Source organism: Rhodothermales bacterium, assembly GCA_013002345.1.
GTDB lineage: Bacteria > Bacteroidota > Rhodothermia > Rhodothermales > JABDKH01 > JABDKH01.
In genome coordinates, this window is record JABDKH010000123.1 from 1 (window position 1) to 12,186 (window position 12,186).

At 59.2% G+C, this 12,186-nt stretch carries 9 protein-coding genes; 3 read left to right on the forward strand and 6 right to left on the reverse strand.

Going from position 1 to position 12,186, the window contains the following annotated elements; all coding sequences use genetic code 11:
• Window positions 1–963 (reverse strand): TIM barrel protein (locus tag HKN37_06360; GenBank protein ID NNE46265.1); only part of this gene is annotated, 963 nt, incomplete at its 3' end.
• A 34-nt stretch (window positions 964–997) separates the two neighbouring features.
• Complete coding sequence (locus tag HKN37_06365) at window positions 998–2,302, reverse strand: MFS transporter (protein NNE46266.1); 1,305 nt, start codon at window positions 2,300–2,302, stop codon at window positions 998–1,000.
• 262 nt (window positions 2,303–2,564) lie between these two features.
• Here HKN37_06365 and HKN37_06370 point away from each other — a divergent pair, with 262 nt between their 5' ends.
• From HKN37_06370 to HKN37_06380, 3 genes are read left to right on the forward strand one after another with little or no spacing between them, the layout of a single operon-like run.
• Window positions 2,565–4,160, forward strand: a complete 1,596-nt coding sequence (locus HKN37_06370; GenBank protein ID NNE46267.1) for a TolC family protein — start codon at window positions 2,565–2,567, stop codon at window positions 4,158–4,160.
• 5 nt (window positions 4,161–4,165) lie between these two features.
• Window positions 4,166–5,230 carry an efflux RND transporter periplasmic adaptor subunit gene (locus HKN37_06375; GenBank protein ID NNE46268.1) on the forward strand — a complete coding sequence of 355 codons (1,065 nt, stop codon included), beginning with the start codon at window positions 4,166–4,168 and terminating at the stop codon, window positions 5,228–5,230.
• Between the two features lie 12 nt (window positions 5,231–5,242).
• Window positions 5,243–8,374, forward strand: coding sequence for an efflux RND transporter permease subunit (locus HKN37_06380; protein ID NNE46269.1), 3,132 nt, complete (start codon window positions 5,243–5,245; stop codon window positions 8,372–8,374).
• A gap of 72 nt (window positions 8,375–8,446) precedes the next feature.
• Here the strand turns inward: HKN37_06380 and HKN37_06385 are convergent, their stop codons facing one another.
• The 4 genes from HKN37_06385 to HKN37_06400 form a co-directional block, all read right to left on the reverse strand.
• On the reverse strand, window positions 8,447–10,309 hold the full coding sequence (locus tag HKN37_06385; GenBank protein ID NNE46270.1) for a M14 family metallopeptidase: 1,863 nt from the start codon (window positions 10,307–10,309) through the stop codon (window positions 8,447–8,449).
• A gap of 241 nt (window positions 10,310–10,550) precedes the next feature.
• Window positions 10,551–10,829, reverse strand: coding sequence for a MoaD/ThiS family protein (locus HKN37_06390; GenBank protein NNE46271.1), 279 nt, complete (start codon window positions 10,827–10,829; stop codon window positions 10,551–10,553).
• Between the two features lies 1 nt (window position 10,830).
• Window positions 10,831–11,883: an exo-alpha-sialidase gene (locus HKN37_06395; protein NNE46272.1), complete on the reverse strand. Its 1,053-nt coding sequence runs from the start codon at window positions 11,881–11,883 to the stop codon at window positions 10,831–10,833.
• 120 nt (window positions 11,884–12,003) lie between these two features.
• The coding region (locus HKN37_06400) for a VOC family protein (GenBank protein ID NNE46273.1) at window positions 12,004–12,186 on the reverse strand (183 nt) is incomplete at its 5' end.

Consider the following 12,186-nt stretch of genomic DNA (forward strand, 5'->3'; position numbering starts at 1 on the left):
CTCTCGCACGGCGAGCAGCAGGTCGCGCGTTGCTCGTATCCCGTCACCCTCGGAGAGCACACTCCCCTCGTACTCTATTCCTACGTAACCGCGATAGCCGGCGTCAAGGACCATCCGCATCAGTCGCTCGTAGTCCAGGGTAGTCTCGTTTCCAGCCTCGTCGAAATCGTACGACTTCGCGCTGACTGCCTTCGCGTACGGCATCAGCTCTTCGACTCCGCGATAGTAGTCGTACATAACATTGCATCCATCGACGGGATAGGCCGAACCCTCGATACAGAAATTGCCGAAGTCGGGCAACGTTCCGCAACGAGGATGATCAACCATCTCCATCAAGCCCGACAGCCATTCTCCGCTGCTCGACAGACCCCCGTGATTCTCGACGATTACGTTCAGTTCCAGGCCCGCGGCGAACTCAACGAGCTGCCTCAAACCGTCGGCAGATAGCTTCATCTGCGCGTCGTATGCCAGAGACTCCGCGTTGATCATGGCATTGACGCGGATTGAGTGACACGAAAGAAATTTCGCCGCCTGGACCCACTTGAAATGGTTCTCTACGGCGGACCGACGCACTCCTGGATCGCTACTTCCCAGATTTCCTTCCCCGTCCACCATGATCAGAAGCCCGCGAACGCCCTCGCCGTCGGCTCGCAACTTCAACTCCGCAAGATAGTCCGGCTCTCTTTCTCTCCCCCTCATGTCCCTGCTGAGGTACTCGATGGCTCCGATGCCGAACTCGCCGCGCGCCTCGGCCGCAAAGTTCATCGGGTCTCGAACGCCATCACGGTATGCCCGGTGCAGAGAGTACTGCGCCAGCGAGATTTCGAAAATCGAATCCATGGCAGCCTTCTCGTTTACAGCGGACCCTGTGTCTGTCTTGTCACTGGAAACGCAACCAGGACCGAGCAGAACCAGAGCGCCCGTGGCCGTTGAACCGGTAACCAAAAACTGTCGTCTGTCCATCGGTCCCTCGCCGTGCTTCGCGAACGTCCGAGAGCTACGCTGCCGGCGTCTCTGCCCCGTCGTCCACCTTGTCGTTAAACAGAAAGGCAAACAGCACCATCACAAGGGCCGCGAATCCGGCCGGGACAAACCAGAAGTCCTGCCATTGAGCAAGATTCAGAGCGTCTGCCCCGCCGAGGAAGCGATTGAAGATGTTGCCGGCCACCTGGGCTCCGATCAACATACCGACTCCGTATGTGACGAAAACGAGAAATCCCTGGGCCTGCCCGCGTACGGCCGCAGTGGACTTCTTGTCGACGTAGATCTGTCCCGTTACGAAGAAGAAATCGTAGCAGATGCCATGCATGAGAATGCCGCCAGCGAGCATCCAGAACACACTGCCCGGTGCTCCAGCAGCGAACAATATGTAGCGAACTACCCAGGCTCCCATGCCGACCGTCAACATCCACTTCACACCGAGTTTCCTGAAGAACAGAGGCATTAGAAGCATGAACACGACTTCTGAAATTTGTCCCAGCGTCATGAGGCTGGATGGATTCGGGAAGACCGTGCTCAGGATCCAGTACGTCGATGAGCCGCTGCCGTACTGATCAACACCCACGTCGTAGATCGCGTTCTTGATGACGATCGGCGCAAAATTGTAGTAGGCCGCGAGGGGAATGCAGAGCAGCAGGGAGCTCACGATGAATACGTAGAACGGTCGACTCCCGAGTTGTTTGAAGGCGTCCAGTCCCAGGATGCTGCGCACGGATACGTGCTCTCCCGCCGCGGGCGGCGGCGTGTGCGGCAGCGAGAAGCAGTAGACACCCAGCAACAGGCTCGCCACGCCTGTCGTGTACAGCGGCAAGGGTGTCGTGTCCGGAAGCTGTTCACCGGCAAACATCCCGAGAACAATCGCGATGAAAAAGCCGGCAACGATCCATCCGATCGTCCCGAACACTCTGATCAGCGGAAACTGCTTTTCCTGATCGTCGATGTTGTGGAACGCGAGTGAGTTCGCAAGCCCGAGCGTCGGCATATAGCACAGGTTGTACGCAAGCAGCATCAGGATGAACATGGTCGGGTTCGCGACCAGCTGGGGCACGAACAACATGATGGCGCCGCCCAGTAGGTGCAGCACGGCAAGAACCTTCTCCGTCGAGAAATATCGATCCGCCACCAGGCCGAGGAAGAACGGCGCAATGATGGCAGCGATCGGATTCACGGTGTACGGCCAGTGCGTCAAGCTGGCCATTCCGTTTGCCGCCATATAATTGCCCACGGTCACGTACCACGCCCCCCAGATGAAGAACTGCAGGAACATCATGATGCTGAGTCGGGCGGTAAGCGATCTGTCCATGTGGGCCTCCGGAGATGTCGAAATGCTCCGCATATTTACACGCCATTGCGGGACAAACACAACCCCGCGACCGGCACAGCGTCACAGATGTGTGAGCGGCCGCAACTAGAACTGGTTTTCGATTGTAGCGCTGGAGCGGTAGTTTACTGAAATTATACGATTTGTCAGTTGATGAGTTGAGTCCTGTCAATTGTTGACTGGAGTCGTTTAGCAGTGCGCTCCGACTGAATATCATTCTGCTGCCCTCACCCTTTCACCATCAATGCAGTCTATCCGATTTCTGGCACGCGTGTGCGCCGTGATTTCGCTCGGCGCCGCAAGTGTGTCGTCGACCACCGTCGCCCAGGTGCCTGCGACTCCAGACAGCGCCCTGGCGGAAGCCCTATCTCGATTCGAAGGCGAACCTCTCTCACTCGCGGAAGCCATCGATCTGGCGATGCAGAACTCAACGATTATCCTGGACGCTCAAGCCGCGTTGGCGGCTGCACGAGGAAGAACGCGGCGGGAGCGCGGTGGCTTCGACCCGGAATTCTTCTCGGAGGCCGCGACGCAGCGCGACGAGGTACCCACCTCCTCCCCGTTCTCCGGTGCGTCAGTCCTCACCAACAATCAATCGTCCCTCTTGTCCGGTTTCCGAACGCGACTCACAACGGGAACTGAATTGTCAACATCGCTTCAGGCCGTCCGGGCAAGTACGAACTCGTCTTTCGCCGCACTCAATCCCCAGTACACGACCTATGCTCAACTGACTGTCCGCCAGCCCCTTCTCGCTGGCAGCGGAGTGGCTGCCGACGCTGACTTGCGGGTGGCCCGACTTGGCGAGTCGTCGATGGAGGCGTATCTGGACGATGCCGTACACACGGTGCAGGCGGCAGTCGTGGAACTCTATTGGGATCTCTATGCTGCAGAGCGAGACCTTGCGGTGCAGGGACTGATCAGGGAGCGGGCGGCCGCCCTTCTTACCGAATCTCAACAGCGCGCCCGGGCCGGCCTCGTGGGACCGAATCAGGTCGAGAATGCAAAGGTGTTTCTGGCCGAGCAGGAGTTGGCCGAGATCGATCGCCAGGAGGCCCTCTATAGTATTTCGGATCAGCTCGTGACGCTGATTGGCGCGTCACCTTCAGGCGCTATTGCCCGGTACCGTCCCGTCGACAGCCCGCCCGCGGATCTGCAAATCGATGACCCGGACGAACTTGTGGCAAGAGCCGTCGAAGCGAACAGGGCACTTGACATGGCCCGCCGCGATATCGATGAGGCCAACGTGCGTCTGCGTGCCGAGAGGCGCAACCGCCTTCCGCGCGTGGATCTGGTGGGCACGCTCGGTTCCAACGGACTGTCCGGAGACGCTCGCGACGTGATCTTCGGCTCCGACACACTCAGAAGCGCCAGTGCCGGGAATTTCGCCGATGCGCTCAGGCAAGTCGGCGAGTTCGAGTTCCCCCGTTGGAGCGTTGGAGTTGACGTGACGATCCCGATCGGTCCCCGGAGGCGTGGTGGTGAGATCGATCGATTGCGGGCGGAGGTCGAGCGAGCCGAGCAAAGATATGAAGGCAGCGTACGCGTGCTCAAAGAGCAGGTCCGGAGATTTCACCGCGAACTGGTGAATGGCAAGCAGCGCCTCGCGATTGCCAGGCGCGGAGTTGACGCATCGCAGGAGCAGGTTCGTATCGGTCTGATCGAATACCGCAACGGCCGGTCGACTGCATTCGAACTTGTACGTCTCGGCGCGGACCTTGCTGCAGCACAGCAGCGCTACTCGCAGGCGCTGGTTCGCACAGTCAAGGCAGCCGCCTCGCTTTCCCGGCTGACATCCGGCGTATATCCCTTTCCTACTCAGCAGCGGTCCGAAGACCAGTGAACTCGATGACCCAACGAACCCTTGTCGCTTTTGGCGTCGCGACAACCCTCGCCCTATCCGCCGGATGTGGAGCCGACGAGCAAGGCGGTGGCGGTTTCACCATGCCACCGACGCCTGTCGAAATCGCAGTCGTAGAACCCCGTACAGTTGTCGATCGATTCGAAGCAGTGGGAACCATACAGGCGGGCGAGTCCATCATGGTCACGGCCGAGATCGACGGAGTCATCCAGCGCATTCCGTATAACGAAGGCGGGTTCTTAAAGCGAGGTGCGTTGATCGCCAAGATCGATGACGCGCAGCTGGCGGCGGAACTGGCCCGAGCAGAAGCTCTGAGGGATCAGAGCGAGGTGGCCTACAACCGAATCAAAACAGTTGTCGACCTCGGAGCCGGCGCGCCGCAGGACCTTGACGATGCCGCAGCCAGCCTGAAGGTGGCGGAGGCTAACGTCTCGCTTGCAAAGACTCGACTGAGCAAGACCGTCATCACGGCGCCGTTCTCAGGCCTCGTCGGTGCACGACAGGTCAGTGCCGGCACCTTTCTCCGGGCTGGCCAAACAATCACCGAGCTGGCACAGGTCGATGAACTGAGAGTCAACTTCTCCGTACCTGAGCGGTATCTGTCTTTGCTTGAGCGAGGTTCCGAAGTCACCGTTTCGACGACCGCGTACCCGGACTACCAGCTGCTCGGAACGATCAGCGTTGTGGAGCCTGTCCTGGATTCGTCGACCCGAAGCGCTCGTGTTGTCGCCCGTGTGAGAAATCCAGAGCGAAAATTCCGTCCCGGAATGTCGGCGAACGTCGCGGCGGTACTCAGCGAACGAGCGAACGCGATAACCGTGCCCAGTGAAGCCGTCTTTATCGATGGATCCCAGCCGTACGTTTTCGTGATTGCCGAGGATAGTACCGTGTCGCGCATGGCGTTAGAATTAGGCACCCGACTTCCAGATGTCGTCGAAGTCGTCGGAGGACTCAGCGTAGGCGATCGTATTGTCCGCGCCGGGCATCAGAAACTGTTCGACGGCGCCAGGGTGGCCCCAGCTTCAAATGCGCCTCCTCAGACCGAAGGCTAACATCAAGCCCCTATGAAACTCAGCGAGATTTCCATACGCCGGCCGGTTTTCGCCAGCGTGATGAGCATCGCGATCATTCTCTTCGGAGTGATCGGTTTTACGCGAATGCCCGTGCGGGAATATCCCGACATCGATCCTCCCATCGTATCCATCACAACGTTGTATCGGGGTGCAAGTTCGAGCGTCGTCGAAACGGAAATCACGAACGTCCTCGAGGAGCAGTTGGCCACGCTCGAGGGAATCAAGACGATTACATCTTCAAGCCAGGATCAGGGATCGTCGATCACTGTCGAGTTTGAGTTGGGCCGGGATGTCGACGAGGCTGGTAACGACGTGCGTGATCGGGTGTCGCGCATCAAGGGCCAACTGCCGCGTGAAGCGGAGGATCCGATCGTCGCGAAGGTGGATGCGAATGCGCAGCCAATCTTCTGGCTCGCCCTTTCGAGCGACCGGCATTCGCTTCTCCAGCTATCCGAAACGGCGGAGCTCGTCTTGAAGGAGCGGCTACAGCGCCTTCCGGGAATAGGATCGGTCTTCATCGGCGGACAGCGGCGATACGCCATGCGCGTCTGGCTGGACCCGCTGCGGATGGCCGCCCGCGGAGTGACAACTTCTGATGTTGAGAGCGCCATCAGGTTGGCCAACGCCGAGATACCCGGTGGTCGAGTGGAAGGCGACCAGCGTGAGTTTGCGGTACGAACGCGAGGAGAGCTGGCAAGCCCCGTCGAGTTTGCGGACATCATCGTCCTGCAAAATCAGAACGATCGGGTGCGCCTGGGGGACATCGGCGAGGTTGAGATCGGGGCCGAAGACGAGCGCACGATTGCACGCTACAACGGCGTCAATGCGGTCGGACTCGGCATCGTCAAGCAGTCGAGGTCGAGCACCGTCACGACAGCCGAGACGGTGAGGAACGCAATTCCGGTGTTGTCCGAGGTCTTGCCGCCGGGCATGAAGCTGCAGACGGCATACGACTCTTCCGTCTTCATTCGCGACTCGATCAATGAGGTTGGCGAGACCATCTTCATCGCCATGATGCTCGTCATATTCGTGGTGCTGGCCTTCCTCCGCAGTTTTCGCGCCACGCTTATTCCAGGCGTCGCGATACCCATCTCCATCGTCGGAACGTTCGCCGTCGCCTTCTTCGTGGGCTTCACCATCAACATCCTGACGCTGCTTGCGCTCGTGCTGGCGATCGGTCTGGTTGTCGACGATGCCATCGTAATGCTGGAAAACATCTACCGGCATATGGAGATGGGCAAGTCTCGCTGGCAAGCCTCACTGGACGGGTCCAAAGAGATTGGCTTTGCCATCGTCGCGACAACGATCGCGCTGGTTGCCGTCTTCGTACCCGTTGCGTTCCTGACCGGCAGCGTGGGACGCCTGTTCAATGAGTTCGGCCTGTCGGTGGCCGTAGCAGTAGCCATCTCCGGATTCGTGGCGCTGACGCTCACGCCGATGTTGTGTTCACGAATGTTGAAGCCTCTTCACGGCACGGGTGACAGCTGGGCAAGCCGCTCGTTCGACGCGTTTTTCGAGTGGCTGACGAGGACCTACGACACGACGCTGCATTTCGCGTTAAAGCATCGGTTGATGATGGTACTGGTTGCCGTAGGTCTCGTTGCCGCCAGTTTCTTTCTTTTCCAGAGCCTGCCGAACGAGCTCGCCCCGACGGAGGATCGCAGCATCGCGTTCGGGTTCGTCCTCGCCCCCGAGGGGTCGACGCTGGAGTACATGGATGGCTATATGCGGGAGATCGAAGGTGTTCTTCTGGATCTTCCGGAGCGCGAGGGGCTCTTCACGGCTGCTGGACTCGGATTTGGAGGGCCCGGTCAGGTAACGAACGGATTCGTGTTTCTGCGGCTCAAACCTCGTGGCGACCGGGATCGAACGCAGCAAGAAATCGTCGCATCGCTCTTCCCGCGCCTGATATCGATTCCCGGCGTACTTGCCTTCCTGATCAATCCCGCCAGCCTTGGGGGACAGTTCGGTTCGAAGCCGGTCGAGTATGTGGTCCAGGGAGACGACTATACCGAGTTGAACCAGGCGGTAGGCCAGATGATGGCCAGGGCTAGTGAACTCGGCTACATGGTGAACATGGACACCGACCTGAGACTGAACAAGCCTCAACTCGACCTGACGATTGACAGAGACCGGGCGGCTGGTCTGGGCGTCTCGGTGACGGACATCGGGTCTACCCTGGAGATGATGCTGGGCGGCAAGGTTGTCACTCAGTTCAAGCGGGGTGCGAAGCAGTACGACGTCATCGCACAGATGAAACCGTCCAATCGCTCGACACCGGACACGATCGAGGAGATCTACCTTCGAGGCGGTGGCGGCCTGGTGCAACTCGCAAGTGTGGTCAGCCTTCAGGAGACGGCAGCTCCCAAGGCGCTCAACCATTACAATCGCAAACGCTCCGTTACGCTGGATGCAAATCTGGCGCCGGGCGTCGGCCTGGGACAGGCGCTCGAGGATCTCGATCGAATCGGAGCCGAGGTCCTGCCGAACGATCTGACAACAGACTTGAGCGGACAATCTCTGGAGTTCCGGTCCGCGAGCTCAAAGCTGTATTCGTTCTTTGTGTTTGCTCTGCTCTTCATCTACCTGGTGCTTGCGGCCCAGTTCGAAAGCTTTATCGACCCGTTTACGATCCTGCTGGCAGTTCCTCTCGCCGTCTTCGGCGCACTGCTGTCTCTGGAAGTGCTAGGCCAGACCCTCAACATTTACTCGCAGATCGGACTGATCATGCTTATCGGGCTGGTCACAAAGAATTCGATCCTGATCGTCGAATATGCGAACCAGCTTCGCCGTCAGGGTAAGAGCGTCTTCGACGCCGTTCGTGAAGCCTCCGAGATTCGCCTGAGACCGATTCTCATGACGTCGTTCGCCACCATCTTCGGCGTGCTGCCCATTGCTCTGGGCCTCGGGGCCGGGGGTGAGTCAAGACAGCCACTCGGAATCGCCGTGGTCGGCGGCATGCTGTTCTCGACATTCCTGACGCTTCTGCTCGTGCCGGTCATGTATTCGCTCGTGGCCCCGATTACCAAGACAAAGGACCACGATGCAATCGAACGCGAATCCGCGGCGGACGCAAGACGGGTCGTCGGCGACACCGCGGTTGTCGAGGCAGATCCGGCATAGTCTCGAAGATCTGTCGAAGCAGGAATAAGGGCGCCACTGCCTACCGATCTTCGCAGCCATTCGTCACGGCGATCAGTCGATTGAACGCCCGACGGGGTACAGCTTGTATTGATCGTCGTAGAACGGCGTCTGTTCGTAGAACCACTGCAGTCGCGCGCGAGGGCTGGCGGAAAACGTCGAATCCGTTGCCAGCATGTCATCGAACCTAGCTCGTAATCCCGCATCCTCTTCCAGCATCTTCCGCGCCATCGGCTCCATGATGTAGCCTTCGACGTATTCGGTCCGCTGCATAATCTCCAGAAAAAATCCCCATTGAAGGAAGGAGTCCGGCGACTCTGGTTCAAGCAGCAGCATGACGAGGTCGCCCAGCTCCTGATCGGTGGAAACGACAGCCGCGCCCGGCATAAGCGTCATATCGCGTTGTTCCGTAACAACTTGTCCGGGAGTCACCCTCGCCCGACCTTCGAATGCCTGCGGTTCGATCATCGCATCGGGAATGCGCGTCATGATTGCCTGCACGGTCGTCGGTTGTGAAATGTGATCGACATGCACGCCGTGCCACTCCAGCAGCCTCGTGATTTCGGACCAGCCCGCCGGAATGAAGTACCTGTCTGGTCGGCCCGCAATGGTAGAGGCAGCCACCATCGGGAAGACCGGAATCTCTGAGTTTACCGGTTCACCGGTCCATGCGACGTGGTCGGTACCGGTAATCGGCGACTCCCGCAGCTCCGATCGGATTCCTTTGAGATGCATTGTGCGCGAAACTGTCGTGGATGCTACGGTCCATGAGCTGCCGGTCGACTCTTCGTCCGGTACTGTCCAGGCAAGCGTGAGCGTGTCCTTTCTTAATGCGCGATCCGCGGTTGCGGCAGCACGGAGCGAACGGAAATCGCTGGCCAGCAACCGGAGTGTTGACTCGAGCAAGACGTAGGTTCCGAGAACGCGTTGACGGTACGGTTTGAGCGAGTGATTCTCGACGAGGACGGTTGGCAGATGGCGTGCGTCACCGTAGCCGTTCGAAAAGCGCGGCCCCGCTGTCCACCAGTAGTTTCCACTGGTCATCTGCCGACCATCCGCCGCGAAGAGCAGCGGGCCGGGTATGTGCCCCATCGCGGTCAGTGCCGAGTCGATGGACGGCCGAAAGCGGGAATCAAGCCACGATGCAATCCGGGGTGACCATGCATGGGGCCCGTTGTATCCGTACGTGACGTCATACTGATAGTCTGCGCCGTCGGTGACGTGAAGATCGAGGTAGAGGTCCGGACCGTATGTGTTGATGACTTGAAGCAGCGCTCGCACTTCTTCGGTTTGAAGTTTGGTGAAGTCGCGATTCAGATTCAGGTTGCGACTATTCGTACGCCAGCCCATCTCGCGTGGCCCGCGCTGATTGATGCGGCTGAATTCAGAAAAGCGTTCGTGAGCGTCGACACTCAGGATGGGGATGAATAGCAGATTAGCCTGGTCGAGCAGCTCAGATTTTGTACCCACGACAGTCATGTCGCGCAGCAACATCAGGCCTGCGTCTTTGCCATCGATTTCTCCGGAATGAATTCCTGAATGTGCCAGCAGGAGTGGGCGCCCCGACTGCCGGAGTTGCTCTACCGAATCCTCCCCGTTTCGCGAAGCGATGACCATCCAGATGTCACGCCCTTCTGCGCTACGGCCGATTGACGTCAGATGCAATTGCGGCGACGCATTGACAAGACGCTTCAGCCATGCGACGGTCTCATCATAGCGCGGTGTCTCGGTCAGATCCGTCTGCTCGGAAGGTGTGATCCATGGGTGATCATGAGCGACAACGAGGTTCTCGCTTTCGCCCGACCAGGGACGCTCGGGCGGCAGAAGACGAGTCCGTGCGGCATCCTGAGCAGCCAGGTCCGCGGTCATTGGGACGGAAAACATCGTGATGAGTACGGCCAGGCCAAGTCGCTTCATGGTATAGCTTTGCGAGGTGTTGATGGCTGAGACCTGACGGCGGCGGATTATCGATGCGGTGCGGACTGCTGTGATGCGGACGCACGAACCCCGTTATCCCCTGTTGGGGAAAGATAGTCCAGTGGCGCGAGCCTGTCACACGCAATCAAGACATGACAACTCGCCTGACCTGTTGCAGAAAGACGCGACCCCCATGTTATGCCTCGTTGGGCAGAACGATCGCAGGAAGATTGCGATCCAGCTACCCGCCGGAAACGGCCTGCAGAATCGTCAGCTCGTCCCCTTCGCGCACCGGCTCCTCGAGCGAATCCAGCCAACGCGTATTCGTAGTGTTCAGAAAACACAACACGTGAGGCCGCAAGTTGCCCGTCTCGTCGAAAAGATGAACACGAAGGGACGGAACCTTGTCGAGAAAGTCCGTCAATACCGCGCGGACCGTATCTCCCTCACCCGACAATGGACCCTGGACCCCGGCGATATGGACCAGAAGCGACGGGATATGGACCGGGACCGTCGGCACGTCAGTCCGCGAAGACCTCGAGAAAGTGGATGCGTGGAAAGTCCGCCGGAAGGCGCTGCCAGGCCTTCCCTGCGGTTCTGGTGTAGAAGACCTGACCGGATGTCGTTCCGAAGTACACACCGCACTCGTCAAGGGAATCCGCCACCATTGAACTTCGAAGCACGGTCATGTACGCATTGCTCTGCGGGAGTCCGTTCGCAAGAGATTGCCACGACTCGCCGCGATCCGTCGACCGATACACGCGGGCGCTCCCAGCCGGCGGCATACGGTATTCGTCACTTTCGAGAGGGAACGCATACACGTACCCGGTTCTGCGATCCAACGCGAGCGGAAATCCGAAACCGGACGGCAAGCCTTCCTCGATGAGCTCCCAGGTGTCCGCGCCATCCCGCGATCGGTACATGCCCTTGTGGTCCTGCCGGTAAATATGGTCTGCGTCGCTCGGATCGGCCGCAAGCGAGTGAACGCAATACCCGATGTCGGAATGCTCCTTGTCCAGAACGGCACATGTCACTCCGCGATTACGCGGGGTCCATGTGCGGCCCCCGTCTTCCGTTCGGAACACGCCCACAGCTGAAATCCCGCACCACATCCGTTGCGAATACTTCGGATCAATCAGGAGCGAATGTGCGCAAAGCCCTCCTGCGCCAGGCTGCCAGCTGGACCTGGTAGGATGTTCGTTCAGTCCGTCCAACGGTTGCCACGACTTGCCCTCGTCCCGGGTCTCAAAGAGCGCGGCCTCCGATACTCCGGCATACCAGACGCTCTCTAACGGCCTGACAAACCAGATCTGCTTGAGAGATCGGCCTGACTCCGGACGAAACGCCGGACCATTCTCCAACTGCTTCCATGATATCAGATCGACGCTCGTGTGAATCGCCGGGCCGTACACGAAGCTCGTCGTCGCTGCAACGTATGTGCCGCCAGGTGCTCGGCCGCCGGCGGTCACCTCCCATCCCTTGAAATGCGGCCCTGCAATGGTCCACGTCGACCTGTCGGAAGATGACGCAACAAAGAGCCCCTTGCGGGTGCCAATAAACAGCCTGACATTCATGGCGCGTTTCTGGTCCCTCGATCCGAAAAAGTATTCAATGCAATAACGGGCATAGCTGTGCCCGTTCGATACAAGCGTTACGCATCCTGCCGCGACCCGGCGCGGCACCCCGCTCCCAATTCATGTCGTCGACTGAAGCACGCCAAAGATCGTGCCCTCCGGATCGGAGCAGTACGCGTGCAACCCGACGCCTGGAATCGCTTCAGGACCATGAACCTTCTCCCCACCGGAATCCTCGACCGCAGAGATCGTCGCCTCGACATCAGCGACCTCGATTGTATTAATTACACCCTGCGGGAAATG

Coding starts and splice junctions, on each gene's coding strand:
- HKN37_06370 (NNE46267.1), top strand. CDS start 2,565: ATGCAGTCTATCCGATTTCTGGCACGCGTGTGCGCCGTGATTTCGCTC.
- HKN37_06375 (NNE46268.1), top strand. CDS start 4,166: ATGACCCAACGAACCCTTGTCGCTTTTGGCGTCGCGACAACCCTCGCC.
- HKN37_06395 (NNE46272.1), bottom strand. CDS start 11,883: ATGAATGTCAGGCTGTTTATTGGCACCCGCAAGGGGCTCTTTGTTGCG.
- HKN37_06365 (NNE46266.1), bottom strand. CDS start 2,302: ATGGACAGATCGCTTACCGCCCGACTCAGCATCATGATGTTCCTGCAG.
- HKN37_06380 (NNE46269.1), top strand. CDS start 5,243: ATGAAACTCAGCGAGATTTCCATACGCCGGCCGGTTTTCGCCAGCGTG.
- HKN37_06385 (NNE46270.1), bottom strand. CDS start 10,309: ATGAAGCGACTTGGCCTGGCCGTACTCATCACGATGTTTTCCGTCCCA.